Source organism: Dactylosporangium sp. CA-092794, from assembly GCF_050948465.1.
Taxonomy (GTDB): domain Bacteria; phylum Actinomycetota; class Actinomycetes; order Mycobacteriales; family Micromonosporaceae; genus Dactylosporangium.
The window spans coordinates 11,914,617-11,931,996 of record NZ_CP192044.1 but is presented as its reverse complement, the minus strand read 5'-3'; the positions used below and the strand labels follow the sequence as shown (position 1 = coordinate 11,931,996).

General features: G+C 74.0%; 13 protein-coding genes. 7 read left to right on the top strand and 6 right to left on the bottom strand.

The window, feature by feature from the left end; all coding sequences use genetic code 11:
* Window positions 1-160: 160 nt before the first annotated feature.
* Together ACQPXD_RS51670 and ACQPXD_RS51665 are read right to left on the bottom strand one after the other, a co-directional pair.
* A complete protein-coding gene (locus tag ACQPXD_RS51670; RefSeq protein ID WP_432831816.1) occupies window positions 161-580 on the bottom strand; it encodes a roadblock/LC7 domain-containing protein in 420 nt (139 codons plus the stop codon).
* Window positions 577-3,417 (bottom strand): nitrate- and nitrite sensing domain-containing protein, encoded by a 2,841-nt coding sequence (locus ACQPXD_RS51665; RefSeq protein WP_432831814.1) that lies wholly within the window; start codon window positions 3,415-3,417, stop codon window positions 577-579. The genes ACQPXD_RS51670 and ACQPXD_RS51665 overlap by 4 nt, the downstream gene beginning before the upstream one ends.
* Before the next feature lie 318 nt (window positions 3,418-3,735).
* Between ACQPXD_RS51665 and ACQPXD_RS51660 the strand changes: the two genes are divergently transcribed.
* Entirely contained in the window at window positions 3,736-4,995 is a 1,260-nt protein-coding gene (locus tag ACQPXD_RS51660) for an ABC transporter substrate-binding protein (protein ID WP_432831812.1), read from the top strand.
* 7 nt (window positions 4,996-5,002) lie between these two features.
* Here the strand turns inward: ACQPXD_RS51660 and ACQPXD_RS51655 are convergent, their stop codons facing one another.
* Window positions 5,003-6,256, bottom strand: coding sequence for a hypothetical protein (locus ACQPXD_RS51655; RefSeq protein ID WP_432831810.1), 1,254 nt, complete (start codon window positions 6,254-6,256; stop codon window positions 5,003-5,005).
* A 78-nt stretch (window positions 6,257-6,334) separates the two neighbouring features.
* Between ACQPXD_RS51655 and ACQPXD_RS51650 the strand changes: the two genes are divergently transcribed.
* The 5 genes from ACQPXD_RS51650 (at window position 6,335) to ACQPXD_RS51630 (ending at window position 12,524) form a co-directional block, all read left to right on the top strand.
* Window positions 6,335-7,993, top strand: coding sequence for an FAD-dependent oxidoreductase (locus tag ACQPXD_RS51650; protein WP_432831808.1), 1,659 nt, complete (start codon window positions 6,335-6,337; stop codon window positions 7,991-7,993).
* Window positions 7,990-9,543, top strand: coding sequence for a glutamine-hydrolyzing GMP synthase (gene guaA, locus ACQPXD_RS51645; RefSeq protein ID WP_432831806.1), 1,554 nt, complete (start codon window positions 7,990-7,992; stop codon window positions 9,541-9,543). The genes ACQPXD_RS51650 and guaA overlap by 4 nt, the downstream gene beginning before the upstream one ends.
* Window positions 9,544-9,604: 61 nt before the next feature.
* The gene (locus ACQPXD_RS51640) at window positions 9,605-10,540 is read left to right on the top strand and encodes an NUDIX domain-containing protein (RefSeq protein ID WP_432831805.1); all 936 of its coding nucleotides are present in this window, start codon (window positions 9,605-9,607) and stop codon (window positions 10,538-10,540) included.
* 5 nt (window positions 10,541-10,545) lie between these two features.
* Complete coding sequence (locus ACQPXD_RS51635) at window positions 10,546-11,262, top strand: NUDIX hydrolase (RefSeq protein ID WP_432831803.1); 717 nt, start codon at window positions 10,546-10,548, stop codon at window positions 11,260-11,262.
* 290 nt (window positions 11,263-11,552) lie between these two features.
* The gene (locus ACQPXD_RS51630) at window positions 11,553-12,524 is read left to right on the top strand and encodes a CDP-alcohol phosphatidyltransferase family protein (protein WP_432844272.1); all 972 of its coding nucleotides are present in this window, start codon (window positions 11,553-11,555) and stop codon (window positions 12,522-12,524) included.
* A gap of 57 nt (window positions 12,525-12,581) precedes the next feature.
* Here the strand turns inward: ACQPXD_RS51630 and ACQPXD_RS51625 are convergent, their stop codons facing one another.
* The 3 genes from ACQPXD_RS51625 to ACQPXD_RS51615 all read right to left on the bottom strand — a co-directional run bounded on the left by ACQPXD_RS51625 (window position 12,582) and on the right by ACQPXD_RS51615 (window position 15,940).
* Entirely contained in the window at window positions 12,582-13,838 is a 1,257-nt protein-coding gene (locus ACQPXD_RS51625; protein WP_432831801.1) for a phosphatidylserine decarboxylase, read from the bottom strand.
* Between the two features lie 90 nt (window positions 13,839-13,928).
* Window positions 13,929-14,174, bottom strand: a complete 246-nt coding sequence (locus tag ACQPXD_RS51620; protein ID WP_432831799.1) for a hypothetical protein — start codon at window positions 14,172-14,174, stop codon at window positions 13,929-13,931.
* Window positions 14,171-15,940, bottom strand: coding sequence for a PspC domain-containing protein (locus ACQPXD_RS51615; protein ID WP_432831797.1), 1,770 nt, complete (start codon window positions 15,938-15,940; stop codon window positions 14,171-14,173). Before ACQPXD_RS51615 ends, ACQPXD_RS51620 begins: the two co-directional genes overlap by 4 nt.
* 158 nt (window positions 15,941-16,098) lie before the next feature.
* Here ACQPXD_RS51615 and ACQPXD_RS51610 point away from each other — a divergent pair, with 158 nt between their 5' ends.
* On the top strand, window positions 16,099-17,379 hold the full coding sequence (locus ACQPXD_RS51610; RefSeq protein ID WP_432831795.1) for an ATP-binding protein: 1,281 nt from the start codon (window positions 16,099-16,101) through the stop codon (window positions 17,377-17,379).
* The last annotated feature ends 1 nt before the right edge of the window (window position 17,380 follow it).

Genomic DNA, 17,380 nt, shown 5'->3' with positions numbered 1-17,380 from the left:
GAGGCCCCCGATCGTCGCGCCGATCGGGCTCGGGCCCGGGCCGAGGGGCCCGGGCCGGACGAAGGAGTGACTCAGCGGGCAGGGCCCTGTTGCTGCTTCGCGCGGGGCGCCGTGATCACCGTCACCGCCGGTCGGCGTTGGGCTGTGGCGCGGGTGCGGGTCAGCGGGGGAGGGCCTGCTGGAGTTCCGCGCGCAAGGCCGGGGTCAGCATCTCGCCCGCCTGCTTGGCCAGGCGGGCCATCTCGTAGCCGACCACGCCGATGTCGGCCTCGCGGCCGGCCAGCGTGGCCAGGATCGAGCCGTCGCGGATCGACATGACCAGGAAGAAGCCCTGGCCCATCTCGACCACGGTCTGCTTGACCTCGTCGCCGTCGAAGATGCGCGCGGCGCCGCTGGTGACGCTCACCAAGCCGGACGTGACCGCGGCCAGCTGGTCGGCGCTGTCGCGGGGCAGATGCTCCGAGACGGCCACCAGCAGGCCGTCGGAGGACACCACCACCGCATGGGCGATGCCGGGCACCCGCTCGGTGAACGCGTTGATCAGCCAGCTCAGGTCCCGCGCTTGTTGGCTCAGGGTCACGCCGTGCTCCCTCGATGTTCGTTGATCGGCACCGTGGGGACCTCGTCCTCGTTCGCGGCGCGGTGCACGCCGCTGTAGAACCGGGTGAGCATGCTGCCCACGCTAGCCGGATCCGGCTCGGTGTGGGTGACCGTTACGGCCGGCGTCTCATCGGCGGGGATCCGTCCGGTGGGGTCGCCCGGCAGTTGCGCCTGCGGCACGCGGATCGGCAGGCCGGCGCTGCTGGTCCCGGCCGTTACCGGCTCGGGCTGCGCCGGGATCGCCGAGGTGGGCCGGGCGGGCGTCTCGCTGCTCCCCCCGCCCCGCGACCACCAGCGGGTGCCGCCCTTGGCGGCGGCCGGGAGGTTGCCCCGCGCCGCGGCGCCCAGGATGTCCTCGGCGCGCGCCGCGCCGCGCCGGGCGGCCGCGGTGGCCGGTCCGCCGTTGGTCGCGGCCCCGTTCGCCGGCGGCGCCGAGGCGGGCGCCGCCGACACCGGCGCGGTGGAGACGGGACTGGCGGAAACCGGAGCGGCGGAAACCGGTGCCGCCGAGACGGGTGCCGCCGAGACAGGCGCGGCCGAGACGGGGACGGCCGACACCGGAGCCGCCGACACCGGGGCGGCGGAGACCGGGGCGCCCGAGACAGGGGCGGTGCGGTCCGCGGCACCGTTGGCCGGCTCGGCGGCCTCCGCGGCCACCGGCCAGGTGGTGACCGCGGGCGGGATGTCGGGCAGCGGCGGCGCGGCGACCGCGGGCACCCCGGAGACCGGCTGCGGGCTCTCCTCGCCGTCCTCGGGGGCGGTCGAGGGCAGGGCGGGCAGCGCGGCGAACGCCCCGGTCGGCGAGTCGGCGGCCGCCATGCCGTCCGGGGCCGCGGCCGGGTCGTCCACCGGGATCGGCAGCCGCGCCGCGCCCGCGAGCCGGTTGGCGGCGTTGCCGTAGAGGCCCACGCCCTCGGCCGGGGCGGCGAGGAGGCGGGCCGGCAGGGTCACGTAGGCGGTGACGCCGTCGTCGCTGGCGGTGAGCCGCACCGAGACGCCGTGCCGGTCGGCGAGGTGGCCGACCACGACCAGGCCCATCCGCTCCGAGGCGGCCACGTCGATGGCGATCGGGCTGGAGACCCGCTCGTTGGCCTCGATGAGGCCGGACTCGGTCATCCCGATGCCCTTGTCCTCGATGACGATCGTCGCCTCGCGGGCCTGCTGGGCGGGCCAGCCGGTGACGGTGACCACCGTGTCGGGCGGGGAGAAGGTCGTCGCGTTCTCCAGCAGCTCGGCGAAGAGGTGCACCACGTCGGAGACGGCATGCCCGACGATGTAGACATCGTTGGACACATCGTGGCGAATCCGGGCGTACTGCTCAATCTCCGCCATCGCCGCGAGCATGACCGCCGACAGCGACACCGGCTGCGCCCACCGCCGGGTCGCCTCGCTGCCGGCGAGGACCAGCAGGTTTTCGTCGTTGCGGCGCATGCGGGTGGCCAGGTGGTCCAGCCGGAACAGGTTGGCCAGCTGCTCCGGGTCGGTCTCGGCCGACTCCAGGTGGTCGAGCAGTTGCAGCTGGCGCTCGACGAGCGTCTGTGAGCGGCGGGCCAGGTTGACGAACATCGCGTTGACGTTGCGCCGCATGACCGCCTGCTCGACGGCCAGGCTGACCGCGCTGCGGTGCACGGCAGTGAACGCGTCCGCCACCTCGCCGATCTCGTCGGACGAACGCACCCTGGTCGTGGTGTCGACGGTGACCGTCTCGCCGCGCGGCAGGTTTCGCAGCCGCTGGATCGCCTCGGGCAGCCGGTGCTGGGCCACGTCGAGCGCCTGGGCCCGCAGCTGGCGCAGCGAGCGGGCCATCGACCGGCCGATCAGCCAGGACAGCAGCAGGGCCAGCAGCATGACCAGCACGATCGCGGAGACCGCGACGATCGCGTTGGTGCGCTGGTCGGTACTGCGGTCGGCGGAGCCCTTGATGGCGTCCTCCAGCATCTCCTTCTCGATGCTGCGCAGGTAGTCCAGCTCCGTGGTGCTGGCCAGCCACCAGTCCTCGGCGGTCACGCCCACCTCGGCGCCCCGGGACCGCGAGATGATGTCCTGCTGGAGCCGGGCCACCGTGGACACGGCGGACTGGCGCAGGTTGCGGTCGTAGAGGGCGAGGTGGCGCGGGCTCGCCGTGCTGCGGAACCGCTCGACCGCGGCCACCTGCCGGGCCTGGATCTCCGAGAACGTCTCGAAGTCGTCGGGCGCGAACTTGCGGGCGCTGGCCGCGGCGAAGATCCGTCCGCGCAGCTGGTCCTTGAGCTCCTTGGCCTGGGCGAGGTCGAGCAGCGAGGCGACCTCGCGCACCGACTCGGAGTCGCCGCCGATGTCCGGGCGGTCCGGCACCAGGTCGAACAGGTGCTGGATGGTGACCGAGTACTGATCGAACGCGGCCTCCTCGCGCAGCCAGCGGGACTTCACGCCGGCGCGCACGAGGGCCAGGTCCTGGAAGTCGGCGGTGACCCGGTTGCGGGTCCCGCTGAAGATCGGGTTGCGCAGCAGCGGGCGGGCCACCGCGGAGAACGACTGCAGGGCGGCGTCGGTGGAGGCGTAGCTGGCGGCGAGATCCTCCGTGGCGGCGGAGGGGCCGATCGGCGCGGAGGCGGTGCTGGTGCGGCCGAGGAACCCGGCCGTGCGGTCCCGCTCCAGCTGCAGCTGGTGGATGAGCTCGGTCAGCTGGCGGCCGACCTTGACTCCCTGGGCGAACTGGTCCAGCTTTGAGGCGTCCTGGACGGAGAGGTTGATCTGCACGCCGGCGATGACGAGGAACGCGACGGCGGGCAGCACGAGGACGGCGGCGAGCTTCGTGGGCACGCGCCAGTCGCGCACCCGGAACAGCGATGCGCTGCGCCGCGGCGGCTCCCCCGGCCGCCTGCGGCGATGGCTGTTCACCTTCATCACGACGGCCGGGGCCCTCGAGGAAGGCGGCGAAGCGAAGGTCTGCACCCTCCACACCTCTCGCATGCGTCATCGCGCTGCCTGAGCAGCGTGCGGCCCTTATCAAACCAGGGTTGCGACTCCTGTCCAACCGCGTCATAGTGGCGCAGGTCACATTACTCGAAGCCGGACACCGGGCTTGCTACCCATTGATCGGACAGGAAGGATACGGCCGTTCGCCGTACCGCCCGCCGCAAGGAGTCATTCGCCGTGCTCACCCGGGCCCTCCGGGCCGCCGCCACCGCTGTGGGGCTGGCATCGGCGCTCCTCGTGTCGGCGTGCACCGGCGATCCGCAGCCGGCCGCGACCGCGCCCGGCACCATCGCGATCGGGCTGCTCGTGCCGACCAGCGGCAACAACGCCGCCCTCGGCCAGCAGGCCACGCTGGGTGCGAAGCTCGCGATCGAGCTGGTCAACCGCGACGTCCCGGCCGTGCCGCTGCCCCTGCCGCTGGGCCCGGGGGCCGGCCTGCGCGACGGCACGAAGCTGACGCTGATCACCGGCAACACCGAGGGCGCGCCGGAGAAGGTGGAGAAGGAAGCCACCCGCCTGGTCGACGAGGGCGCCCGGGGGCTGGTGCTGGCCGACACGATCGACGTGGCGCTGCCTACCGGCCGGGTCACCGACCTGCTCGGCGTCTCCCTGGTCGACGCGCTGAGCACCGCGGACACCTTCGGCGACCTCAACCGGGTCGGCCACTTCCGGATCCAGCCCAGCGACCGGCGGCTGGTCACCACCGCGCTCGACCTGCTCTACCGGCAGCGGGACACGCCCGGGCAGTACAAGCGCATCGTCACCGCCGCCGGCTCGCCCACCGGCCCGCTCGGTGACGAGGCTAACAGTCTCAAGAACTCGATCGAGGATCTCAGCCGGGCGGCCGGCTACGAGGTGGCCGGCAAGAACAGCATCCTGCCGCTGTCCGGCGGCGCGGCCGCCGACAGCGCCGAGCAGGTGGCCAAGGGCGACGCGGTGTTCGCGATCGTGACCAGCCCGGCCGAGGCGAGCGCCGCCAACGAGCTCGCCGTCAAGCTCAAGGGCACGGCGCCGGTGATCGCGATCGGCCCGGCCGCCTCCGCGCTCGACGGGGTGAAGAGCCCGGCCGCGCTGCGGGCCGCCGGCTGGTCCAACGAGTTCGCCGGGCGCGACCCGATCGCCCAGGTCGTCGGCGCGATGTACGAGCAGGCGTTCCACACCAAGCTGACCGAGGTGGCCGCGGACGCGTTCATGGCCACGCTGGTGCTGGCGGTGGCGATGGACCAGTCCGCCGACTACAGCAAGCAGGCCGTGCGCAACGCGGTCCAGCAGGTGACGCTGCCGGCCACCCAGACGATCATGCCGTGGAACGGCATCCGCTTCGACGGCAACGGCGTCAACCAGCTCGCCGCGGGCGTCGTCGAGCAGCGCGGGCCGAACGGCTACCTGGTCGTCCACCCCGCCGAGCTGGCCCAGAACCCGGCGCTGACCCTCTGACCAGGTGCTACCCGAGGTGGGCGCGCAGGCCGGCGGGGTCGCTGCGGACCAGCTCGTTGAGGTCGAGCACGCCCTCGTCGCCGGGGCCGGTGAGCCGGCGGGGCAGCAGCGGATGCTCGCGCCGCCAGCCCTTGCGCAGCAGGGTGTACTCCACGACGACGGCCAGCAGCGCCGCGCCCATCCACGGCGGCGCGGCGGCGTCCTCCGCGTCGTCGCCGGCCGGCAGCCCGCGGCGGGCCCGCTCCACGTCGACCGGGCGGCGCAGCAGTGTGCCGGCCAGCTCGTCGCGGCCGTCCGGGGCCCGGCCGAGCACCGCGCTGACCGCCTCGACGTAGCCGCGGGCGCGCCGCTCGACGTCGGGCAGGTAGGCCTCCACCGGCAGGTCGGCCAAGCGCACCCACTCGCCCTCGGTGGCGGGCAGCGCATCGGCGGCGAGGGTCCGCGCGGCGGCCGGCCCCAGCTCGTCGATCGCCACCGCGCCCGGGTCGAGCGCCACCAGCGGCCCCGCGCCGGCCGGTGCCAGGGTGCGCAGCTCCTCGGCCAGGCCCGGGTGCCGGGCGGCCACCTCCTCGGGGAGCGTCGAGGTGTCGTAGGCGGGGGCGCCCCAGCGCTCCAGCCGCAGCCGCCAGCCGGCGTGCAGGTCCTGGGCCCGCAGCGGGGCGGGCGGCAGCCCGCCGGTCGAGCCGGCCGAGATCGCGCCGGCCGCGAGCGGCGCGGCGGCGAAGGCGGTGAACGCGCCGCGGACCGCGGCCGCGCGCAGCAGCGCCCGGGCCGCGTCCTCGACCGCGGACAGCCCCCCGCCGGCCGCGGTCACCGCCGCCGCGTCGCGCACCTGCTCGGCCTCGGCGCGCAGCGACTCGGTCGCGGCCAGCAGCCGCTCGTGCCGCTCCGCCGCCGCGTCGGAGCCGGGCTTGCGCCGCCGGGCCTCGAGCAGCCCGCGGACCAGGTCCGGGTGGCGGGAGGCGGGCAGGGCCAGCTCGTGGGTCAGCAGCACCCGCAGCTGGTCGGCGGACAGGCCCCAGACCAGCGGCAGCCCGATGACGAGCACCCCGCCGCCGGTGCGCACCTCGGCGGTGCCGCCGAGGTGGACCGAGCGCGGCGGTGGGACATCGGCGTACTTGATCGCGTCCAGCATCAGGGAGTGCAGCGCGCCGTGGTTTCCGGCATCGACGCTCGGTAATGCGGGTGGCGGCGGCACGGCCGGGTTCCCCAGCAACCGCCGGCCACGCCAGACGGACAGCCCGCCGGGAAGTCTCGCCATAGTTGACCAGTCTGCCGCAGAACGGCACGGAAACCGAAGGGTCTTCCGGGTAAGTTACTCGTGAGTCACTATGGGGCCATGCGCTACGACGTCGTCGTGATCGGTTCCGGCTTCGGCGGCAGCGTGACCGCGCTGCGGCTGGCCGAGAAGGGGTACTCCGTCGCCGTGCTGGAGGCCGGCCGGCGCTTCGCCGACGACGAGCTGCCCAGGACCTCGTGGGACGCCCGGCGCTTCCTGTGGGCGCCGGCGCTGGGCTGCTACGGCATCCAGCGGATCACCATGCTGCGCAACGTCCTCGTGCTGGCCGGGGCCGGCGTCGGGGGCGGCTCGCTGGTGTACGCCAACACGCTGTACCGCCCGCCCCAGCCCTTCTACGACGACCCGCAGTGGCGCGGCATCGCCGACTGGCGATCCGAGCTGGAGCCGTGCTACGACCAGGCCGAACGCATGCTCGGCGCGACGACCTACGCCCGCACGACCGGCGCCGACCGGGCCATGCGGGCGGTCGCCGAGCGCATGGGCGTCGGGCACACCTACCACCCCACGCCGGTCGCGGTGCACTTCGGCGAGTCCGGCCGCGACCCCTACTTCGGCGGCGCCGGCCCGCTGCGCCAGTCCTGCGAGCACTGCGGCGCGTGCATGACCGGCTGCCGGGTCGGCGCGAAGAACACCCTGGTCAAGAACTATCTGTACCTCGCCGAGCGGCTCGGCGCCGAGGTGTTCGCGCTGACCACGGTCACCGCCGTCCATCCCGCCGAGGGCGGCGGCTACCTCGTGCGGACCCGGGGCACCGACCGGCGCCGCCGCCGGCTGACCTTCGAGGCCGGGCAGGTGGTGTTCGCCGCCGGGGCGCTGGGCACCCAGCGGCTGCTGCACCGGATGCGGGCCGGCGGCGCGCTCCCCGGGCTCTCGCCGCGGCTGGGCGCACTCACGCGTACCAACTCCGAATCCATCGTCGGCGCGAGATCCTTGCGCAAGGGCGTGGACTTCACCGACGGGGTGGCGATCACCAGCTCGTTCCATCCGGACGCCCACACGCACATCGAGCCGGTGCGCTACGGGCCCGGCTCCAACGCGATGGGCCTGCTGCAGACGGTGCTGACCGACGGCGGCCCGTGGCGGCCGCTGCGCTGGTTCGGGGTGTTCTTCCGCCATCCGCTCCGGCATCTGCGGGCGCTCTCGGTGTACCGCTGGTCGAACCAGACGGTGATCGCGTTGGTCATGCAGTCGCTCGACAACTCACTCCAGGTGCATTACCGCCGGTCGTGGACCGGTCGGCCGCGGCTCACGACCACGCAGGGGCACGGCGAGCCCAACCCGTCGTGGATCCCGGCCGGCAACGAGGCGGTCCGCCTGCTGGCCGAGGAGATCGGCGGGCTGCCCGGCGGCGCATGGTCGGAGGTGTTCAACATCCCGCTGACCGCGCACATCCTCGGCGGCGCGGCGATCGGGGACTCGCCGGCGACCGGGGTGATCGACGCGTACCACCGCGTCTACGGCCATCCCGGGCTGCACGTGGTCGACGGGGCCGCGGTCTGCGCCAACCTGGGGGTGAACCCGTCGCTGACCATCGCCGCCCAGGCCGAGCGGGCGATGTCGATGTGGCCCAACCGGGGCGAGCCCGACCCCCGCCCCGAGCTGGGTGCCCCTTATGTCCCCGTCGCGGCGATAGCTCCGTCACGTCCGGCCGTCCCGGCGGAGGCTCCCGCGGCGCTGCGATTAGGCTTTTCGGCATGACCACGCCGCCGCCGGTTCTCGTCGTCGACTACGGCGCCCAGTATGCCCAGCTGATCGCCCGCCGCGTGCGCGAGGCGCACGTCTACTCCGAGATCGTGCCGCACTCGATGCCGGTCGCGGACATGCTGGCCAAACGCCCGGCGGCGATCATCCTCTCCGGCGGCCCGTCGTCGGTCTACGAAGAGGGTGCGCCGCAGGTCGACCCGGCCCTGTTCGGCGCGGGCGTGCCGGTCTTCGGCATCTGCTACGGATTCCAGGCGATGGCCGTGGCGCTGCACGGCGAGGCCGCCCACACCGGGCTGCGCGAGTTCGGCGGCACCCCGCTGGCGGTCACCGGCGGGGGCGGTGTGCTGCTGCGCGACCTGCCGGCCGAGCAGTCGGTCTGGATGAGCCACGGCGACTGCGTCACCGCCGCCCCCGAGGGCTTCACGGTCACCGCCGGCTCGCCGGGCGCCCCGGTCGCCGCGTTCGAGGACACCGCCCGCCGGCTGGCCGGCGTGCAGTTCCACCCCGAGGTCGCGCACACCCCGCACGGCCAGGACGTGCTGCGCCGCTTCCTGCACGACATCGCCGGCATCGAGCCCACCTGGACCTCCAACAACATCATCGACGAGCAGGTCGAGGCGATCCGGGCCCGGGTCGGGCGCAAGCGGGTGCTCTGCGCGCTGTCCGGCGGCGTCGACTCGGCCGTCGCCGCGGCCCTCGTCCACCGGGCCGTCGGCGAGCAGCTCACCTGCGTGTTCGTCGACCACGGGCTGCTGCGCGCGGGCGAGGCGGAGCAGGTCGAGAAGGACTACGTCGCGGCCACCGGCATCACGCTCAAGGTCGTCGACGCCTCCGCGCAGTTCCTCGGCGCGCTGGCCGGGGTGACCGACCCCGAGCGGAAGCGCAAGATCGTCGGCCGGGAGTTCATCCGGGTCTTCGAGGCCGCGGCGCGCGAGCTCGACGCCGAGGAGCACATCGAGTTCCTGGTCCAGGGGACGCTGTATCCGGACGTCGTGGAGTCCGGCGGCGGCACCGGCACCGCCAACATCAAGTCGCACCACAACGTCGGCGGGCTGCCCGAGGACCTGAAGTTCGCCCTGGTCGAGCCGCTGCGCACGCTGTTCAAGGACGAGGTGCGCCAGATCGGCGCCGCCCTCGGGCTGCCCGAGGAGATCGTCATGCGCCACCCGTTCCCCGGGCCCGGCCTGTCGATCCGGATCATCGGCGCGGTCGACGAGCACCGGCTGTCGATCCTGCGCGCCGCCGACCTGATCGCCCGCGAGGAGCTCACCGCGGCCGGGCTGGACCGCAGCGTCTGGCAGTTCCCGGTGGTGCTGCTCGCCGACGTGCGCAGCGTCGGGGTGCAGGGCGACGGCCGCACCTACGGCCACCCGATCGTGCTGCGCCCGGTCTCCAGCGACGACGCGATGACCGCCGACTGGTCCCGCCTGCCGCACGAGCTGATCGCGAAGATTTCCACCCGGATAACAAACGAGGTCCGGGAGGTCAACCGCGTGGTCGTGGACGTTACATCCAAGCCGCCGGGCACCATTGAATGGGAATGAATCCCCCTTCAGGGGTTAGTCACTCTTGCACCGGTACCGAAAAGCCGGACAATTTATCGGCGTGACTCCAGCGCTACAACCGCTGCGGCGCATCGCGGCCTACTGCGTCGCCGCGGACGGCGACCGCTTCCTGCTCGTGCGGGCCTCGGCCAGGGCCGGCACGCCCGGCGTGTGGTCGTTGCCCGGCGGGGCGGTCGACCACGGTGAGAACCCGGTCGACACCGTCGTGCGCGAGACCGCGGCCGAGACCGGCGTGTCCGTGGCCGTGTCCGGGCTGCGCGACGTGCTCGCCGACATGCGCGCCCTGCCCAACCGCGGGCTGACCATCCACACCGACCGGCTGATCTACGCGGTCACCGTGCGCGGCGGCTCGCTGCGCGACCGGGTCGGCCAGCCCACCGACCTGGCCCGCTGGGTGACCCTGGAGGAGGCCAAGGCGCTGCCGCTGCGCCGGTTCACCGCCGACGCGCTCGGCCTGCCCGACGCCGAGGCCGACATTCGCCCGGACGGTACCCCGGAGGTGCCCTCCTTCTACGCCGTCCCCGGCCCCGACGGCCTGCACCGGGCGCAGCGCTTCGCCGCCTACGCGGTGTGCACCGACCGGCGCAACCGCGTCCTGCTCACCCAGGTCGCCGAGGGCTACCCCGGCGGCGGCAGCTGGCACCTGCCCGGCGGCGGCACCGACTTCGGCGAGCAGCCCGGCGTCGCGCTCATCCGCGAGCTGGTCGAGGAGACCGGCCAGGCAGGCAAGATCGTCGAGCTGCTCGGCGTGGCCAGCCACCGCGACGCGGCGCAGCTGGGCCCCGAGGGCTACCCGATCGACTGGCACGGCGTGCGCGCCTTCTACCGCGTCCACGTGGCCCGCTCCACCCGTCCGGTCATCCACGACGTCGGCGGCTCGACCGCGGACGCGCGCTGGTTCGACCCCGACGAGCTCGACGAGCTGCCATTGACCGAGGTCACCGAGGAAGCGCTGCGCGGGGTCGGCCTACGCTGATCGACATGACGCGGGCACGGGTGATCACGGTCTACGGGCGGCTGCCGGGCGCCACCGACGAGATCGGCGGGCCGATCCGGCACGGGGAGAATCCGGCGTCCGCGGTGGTCCGGCTGTTCCGGGAGGTGGCCGGGCTGCCGGTGGTGGTTTCGGGGGTACACGACGTTCAGGCCCTCATCACCCCCGACCGCCACGAGGACCGCGTCCTGTTCGACGTCGTGCTGAGCGAGTCGGCCGCCGCGGTCACGACTGCCGACGGCGCGGCCGAGGCGGACCTGCCGAAGGGGCAGCGGTTCGCGGCGTACGGGCTGGTCACCGACCCGGCCGGGCGCGTGCTGCTGACCGAGATCGCACCCGGATACCCGGGCGCCGGGCGCTGGCACCTCCCCGGCGGCGGCACGGACGTCGGCGAGCAGCCGGCCGAGGCGCTGCTGCGCGAGCTCTACGAGGAGACCGGCCAGCGGGGCGAGATCGTGGCGCTGCTGGGCGTCACCCACCGGCGCAGCCTGGGGGTGGTCGGCCCGGAGGGGTACCCGATGAACTGGCACGCCGTGCGGGCGCTCTACCGCGTGCTCGTGCCCGAGCCGTCGACACCGAGCGTGACCGAGGCGGCGGGCGGATCGACCGCCGCCGCGGCCTGGTTCATGCCGGGCGAGCTCGCCGGCCTTTCGATGACCGAGGTCGTCCAGTGGGCGATCGCCCGGCCCGCGACGGTGGAGTGACCGGCCTCGTTAGACTGGACGATAGGTTAACGGGAAGCCACCAGGAGTAGTTTCGCGGGTCGCCTATGATGGCGGTTTCCTATCTGAGCCATCGCCAACTGCGACCCGATATGCGATCGTGTAGATCGCGAGATGGGCTCGCGAAACGGACAACCGGGGTCAAAGGACCCCGAAATGCGACCGTGGGAACCCCGTTCCTGCATGGAGGATCAGTGCCGAGAGCACCTTGGCAGCGACGACGCACGACGGATAGTCCGCGCCCCGGAGGGGGCCGGCAATGGGCGGGACGCCTGCGGCGCAGCGGCTCCCTGGCCCGCCAGGTGCTCTTCGCCGGACGCGTCGGACGCCGCGGCGACGGCAATGTCGCCGGCGCGACCTCGCTGCTCATTCCCCCCGCCGAGACCGACGCCCGGACCGGCCGGGCCCGGCTGCCGCGGCTGCGGATGCGACGCCGTGACGGACTGTCACGAGGCCTCGCCGCCGACGCGCGGTCGCTCGCGCCGGTCAGCCCGCCGGTCGCGACGCCCCGCACGGTCCGGGAAGAGCCGGCACCGCTGTCGATCCCGCTGCTGCCCGGCGAGCACACGACGGCCCGCCGCATCCGCTTCGCGCTGGTCAACGCCTGCACCCTGAGCAGCCTGATGCTCGGCCTGTCGGCGATCTTCATCGCGGTCGACCACGGTGACGTGCGGGTGGCCGCCGCGCTGCTCATCGCCTGCGTCGTCTTCGACGGCCTCGACGGCTTCCTCGCCCGCCGCCTGGGCGTCGCGAGCCCGTTCGGCGCGCAGATGGACTCGCTCGCCGACATGTGCTCGTTCGGCCTGGCCGCCCCGGTCGTGGTCTACGCCTGGCTCAACGGCTCGGCCCCGGCGGCCCTGCTGGTCCCGGCCTGTGCGCTGGTCGCCGGCGCGGCGGCGATCCGGCTGGCCCGCTTCAACGTCTCGCCGAAGGACGGCCGCTTCTTCTGCGGCGTGCCGACCACGATGTGCGCCGCGGTGCTGGCCCTGAGCGCGCTCATCGCGCCGCAGATGCCGCCGGTGCTGCGGGTGGCCGGCGTGGCGCTGCTCGGCCTGGCGATGGTCTCCAGCTTCCCGTATGCCAAGCTCGCCCGGCTGGCGAAGCTCCCGCCGTGGCTGCTGGTGCTGCCGGTCATCGGCGCGCTGGTCAACTTCCGGATGACGTTCGTCGTGGTCGTGCTGGCCTACCTGGTCAGCGGGCCGCTGATCTGGCTGCTCCAGCGCCACCGCCACCAGGCCGCCTGACGATCTTGTAGCTAAAAGGGCCCGCACCGGCACGGTGCGGGCCCCTTTCCGTTTCGCTCAGTCCGTCCACCTGGCGATGACCGTCTGGGCGCCGATGACGCGGTCGCCGGGGGCCACCAGCGGCGTCGCCTTGTCGGCGGGGAGGTAGACGTCGGTGCGGGAGCCGAAGCGGATCAGGCCGAAGCGCTCACCCTTGGCCAGCAGCGAGCCGATCGGGGCGCGCTGCACGATCCGGCGGGCGATCAGGCCGGTGCGCTGGACGACCGCCACCGGGCCGTGCGCGGTCTCGAGCAGCGTGTACGCCGCCACGTTGTGCTCGGCCTCGGGCCGCATCGCCGCGGCGTAGCCGCCGTCCTCGACGAAGTAGTCGATCACCTTGCCGGCCACCGGGGCGCGGTTGACGTGCACGTCGAGGACCGACAGGAAGACCGCGATCCGCAGGAACTCCATGTCGCCGAAGCGCTTGTCCTCCATGCGCTCCACGCCCAGCACCCGGCCGTCGCTCGCGGCCACCACGGAGCGCGGGTCGTCCGGCACGTCGCGCTGCGGGTCGCGGAAGAACGCCGCCACCGGCGCCGCGGCCAGCGCCGGAACCAGCCACAGCCGCGACTTCGGCCGGGCCGCCTTGGCCAGCGCCGCCAGGCCGAGCGCGATGCCGGCCGCGGCCACGCCGTTGGAGTCGATGTTCATGGCCCGGGTGAGCGGCACGCTGGAGGGGCGCATGGCGGGCAGCAGGTTGGCCGCCGTGGCGTGGTCGGCCGGGGTGTACCGCAGCCGGTGGACGCGGATCGGCGGCACGTTGCGCAGGACCAGGTCGCTGCCGACGCCGTAGAGCGCGGCCTGCCGCTCGACCTCGTCGGCGGCGCCGCTGGGCAGCCGGGTCGCCGGCACCATCACGGTCAGCACGCCGCCGTCGGCCACCAGCTTGGCCAGCCCGGCGAGCACCTCGCGGGCGTCCTCGGCGGCGCCGGTGAGCGCCTCGGCGAGGATCACCACGTCGGCGGGCTCGGCCGCGTCGGGCGACTCGAGCACGCGGGTGCGCTCGGCGACCCAGCGGCCCTGCCGCTCGACGTGCTCACGGAGGGCGGCCGCGGCGCCCGGCCCGGAGCCGACCACGGCCAGCCGGTCGTCGGGCAGCAGCGCGTCGATCGCCGCGGCGAGGACGGCGGAGCCGGCCGCCGCGCCGATCACCAGGCCGGTCTTGGGGCCGCCGTGGCGGGCGAGCTCGGAGGCGAGGACCCGGGCGGCCCGGTCACCGATCTGGATCGGGCGGCGAGGCGCGCCGGACGTGCCGCCAACGGGAAACTGGGTCATCTGAAACGGGCTCCTCAGGGAATGCTCGAAAAAGGTTGCTGGCCGGCGGGGACGTGCCCCGCCGGCCAGCATATTCCGTGCGCGAATCCGTTACTCGACGTCCAGGTCGTAGTCATGCGGATCCGTTTGCTGCCCGGCCTTGCCCCGCGCGGACGATTTGTCCGAGCGCAGCGCCCCCACCAGGCCGAGCCCCCCGAAAAGGATCAGGCCGACGGCCACGATCCAGCCCGCGTTGAGGTGGATCGAGACGGCCTGGTTGAACAGCCAGACCACCACGATGCCCAGGAAGATCAGGCCGAACGTCAGCGAGACGCCGTCCAGACGGTGCGGCTTCATCGATCCACCCTCACATTGCCGTAGCGCATGTCCACGTTCAGGTGCAGCGTGCCCCCGCCCGCACCGTCCTCACCGAGGTCGGTGTAGGTGGCGGTCTGGTTGAACCCGCCGCAGTCGTTGCCGAACACCTTGCAGTCGCCGCCCTGGATGTGCACGTCGACCGTGACGTCGGCATTCGGCGGCACCGTGATGTCGATGTTGCCGAACCCGGCCCGGAACTGCACCGGCGGCGGCGGGTCCTGGCCGGCGAGGTCGAGCTGGCTCAGGTCGGCGTCGATGTTGCCGGCGTCGGTCGAGTACCGCGTGCCGAGCTCGGCCACCGTCGTCGGCGAGATGTGCAGGTTCTGCGTGTCGCGCGGCACATGGACGCCGCTCGCCGCGGTCGAGATCGCCAGCGCGATGCTCAGCAGGGCGCCGAGCAGGATCAGCACCCGCGCCCGGCCCAGCCAGGCGCCGACGATCAGGCCCAGAGCGGTGATCGCGAGCGGTACCGCGAAGAACGTGCTGGCCTTGAAGTCGACCACCGTGACCTCGAGCGCGGCCAGCACCCCGAGCGCCAGCACGATCAACGAGAACGTCAGCCGGCCCAGCTTGGAGCGCTCCTTCGGCGGCCGTGGCGGCTTGGGCGCCGTCGTCAGCCCCGGATACGGCGGCACCGGGATGTTGGGCGGGTAGCCGAGGCTGGCCGCGTAGGGGCTGCCGACATACGGCCCGCGCGGCGCGAACGGCGCGCGGTAACCGGCCGGATTCGGCGCCACGAGCGGCTCACCCGTCGCCGGGAACACCCTGGTCGGCGGCGGTCCGGGCGGGGTCGGCGCCGCCGCGGCCGGTCCCGGCGCGGCCGGCGGCACGGTGGGCGCCGGCGCGGTTGGTCCGGATCCGAATGACGGCGACCCGAACGACATGGGTCCGAACGGCTTCGGTCCGGATGTGGGCGCGAACGGCCCCGGCGGCGGGCCAGGGGGAGGCGGCGGCGGCGCGAACGGCCCGGCGGGTGCCGGATGCGGGCCCCCGGCCGGTCCGCCCTGGCCGCGCACGACGAGCGCGACCACGCCGACCACGACCGCGATGCCGACCAGGGCGGCGCCGACGTTCTGGGACATGACCAGCAGGAACGTGAGGACCGCGGCGACCCCGATGACGATCGCCAGGGGGGCGGAGGTGCCGGAGCGGCCGCGGCCGAGCAGCGCCTCGAGCGGGGAGCCGGTGTCGCCCTCGGCGGGCAGGAGGATCCAGCCGAGCAGGTACGCCACGATGCCCACCCCGCCGGCCAGGCTCAGCACGGCGAAGATGACCCGCCACAGCGTGGGGTCGGTGTTGGTGGCCCGGCCGACGGCCGCGCAGACGCCGGCGATGTACCGGCCCTGCAGCGGCCGCACGAGCATCGCCCGGTTGAAGCCGGGGGCCGCTGCGAACGGCGGCGGGTTGCCGAACGGCCCGCCACCGAACGGCGGCGGCGTCGCTCCCGGTGGCACCGCGCCGGGCGGCGTTGTTCCTGGCGGCGGGGGAGGCGGCGTGTCGTCGGCGGCCGGCCACTCGGCGGCGGGTGCCGGGTTGTCGCCCGCCACGTAGTCGGCCTCGTAGCGTGGTTCGTCGGCGGTGCCGCTCGGGACAGGGGCGTCGGGGGCTGGTTCGGGTGTGGGGGGGAGGTCCTGGGTGGTCGCATCGCCGGCGCCGGGCGCGGTGGGGCGAGCGTCCACCGGCTCCGCGGCCGGTTCCGCGGCGGCGTTGGCGGCCGGCTCGTCGGCGGCAGGCGGTTTCGTCATGCCATCAATGCTGGCGGACCGGGCACCTGCGGCGCCTCAGGCATCGACCCTGACGCCACCCTGATTCTGCCGGCTCCGGGGCGCTCGGAGTGGTCCCGCCGTCCTCATCCGTGTGACGATCTGAAGTGCCTGAGCCGCGAACCTGAGAAACGAGCGCCATGACCAGCCCGATCCCCGCCCGACGCCTCTACCGCGAGCCCGCCGACCGGGTCGTGGGCGGCGTCGCCACGGGCATCGCCGCGCACCTGGGTGCGCCCGTGCTGCTCATCCGCGGGTCGTTCGTGGTGCTGGCGGCCTTCGGCGGGCTCGGCGCGCTGCTCTACGCGGTGTTCTGGGCGGTGCTACCGATGTCGCCCCACGCCGGGCGCGGCGCCCGCAACGTCAACCAGCTGTTCTCCTTCCTCGCGCTCGGGGTCGGCATCGGGGTCCTGCGGGCGATGGTGCAGCCGGACGGCGACGTCGAGGCGGTGATCGGCTGGCTCGCCGCGATCATCGCCCTGGGCGCGGGCATCATCTGGCACCAGGCCGACCCGAAGCGGCGCGAGCGCTGGTCGGCGGCGGTGCCCGGGATGCCGTGGCTCGGCGCGGTGATGGACAACAACCGCCGGTCGTACCTGATCCGCTTCGTCGGCGGCGGGCTGCTGGTCATCGCCGGGATCATCGGCGTGTTCGTGGTCGGGGTCGTGCCGCTGCGCGGGGTGCCGTTCTCCTCGCTCGGCTACGGGCTCGCGTTCGCCGCGGTCGCGCTGGCGGGCGTCGGGCTGGCCCTCGCGCCCCTGCTGTACCGGATGTTCACCCAGCTCACCGCCGAGCGCGAGGCGCGGGTGCGGGAACAGGAGCGGGCCGAGGTGGCCGCCATGATCCACGATCAGGTGCTCCACACGCTGGCGCTCATCCAGCGCAACGCGGGCGACGTCAAGGAGGTCCAGCGCCTCGCCCGCGGCCAGGAGCGCACGCTGCGCAACTGGCTGTACAAGCCGACCGCCTCGCCGGTGGAGAAGCTCAGCGCGGCGCTGGAGGAGGCCTCGGCCGAGGTCGAGGACACCTTCGCGGTCGCCGTCGAGACCGTGGTCGTCGGCGACGTCGACGTCGACGAGAAGGTCGGCGCGATCGTCGCGGCCGCGCGCGAGGCGCTGGTCAACGCGGCCAAGCACGCGAAGGTGCAGACCATTTCGCTGTACGCCGAGGTCGAGCCCGACTCCGTCAGCGTCTTCGTGCGCGACCGGGGCGCCGGCTTCGACCTCGCCGCGGTGGACGCGGACCGCCACGGCGTGCGCGGCTCCATCATGCTGCGCATGCAGCGCCACGGCGGCAAGGCGGAGATCCGCAGCACGCCCGGCGAGGGCACCGAGGTGCGCCTGAGCATGCCCGTCGAGCTCGAGTCCAAGCGGCGCCGTCCCGCCGCGTCGCCCGGCACCCCCGTCACGAGTGAAGGTTGAG

Bases quoted from the DNA above. Each gene is read 5' to 3' on its own strand.
- guaA (WP_432831806.1), top strand. From the start codon at position 7,990: ATGACCACGCCGCCGCCGGTTCTCGTCGTCGACTACGGCGCCCAGTAT.
- ACQPXD_RS51620 (WP_432831799.1), bottom strand. From the start codon at position 14,174: ATGAAGCCGCACCGTCTGGACGGCGTCTCGCTGACGTTCGGCCTGATC.
- ACQPXD_RS51625 (WP_432831801.1), bottom strand. From the start codon at position 13,838: ATGACCCAGTTTCCCGTTGGCGGCACGTCCGGCGCGCCTCGCCGCCCG.
- ACQPXD_RS51610 (WP_432831795.1), top strand. From the start codon at position 16,099: ATGACCAGCCCGATCCCCGCCCGACGCCTCTACCGCGAGCCCGCCGAC.
- ACQPXD_RS51655 (WP_432831810.1), bottom strand. From the start codon at position 6,256: ATGGCGAGACTTCCCGGCGGGCTGTCCGTCTGGCGTGGCCGGCGGTTG.
- ACQPXD_RS51650 (WP_432831808.1), top strand. From the start codon at position 6,335: ATGCGCTACGACGTCGTCGTGATCGGTTCCGGCTTCGGCGGCAGCGTG.
- ACQPXD_RS51635 (WP_432831803.1), top strand. From the start codon at position 10,546: ATGACGCGGGCACGGGTGATCACGGTCTACGGGCGGCTGCCGGGCGCC.
- ACQPXD_RS51615 (WP_432831797.1), bottom strand. From the start codon at position 15,940: ATGACGAAACCGCCTGCCGCCGACGAGCCGGCCGCCAACGCCGCCGCG.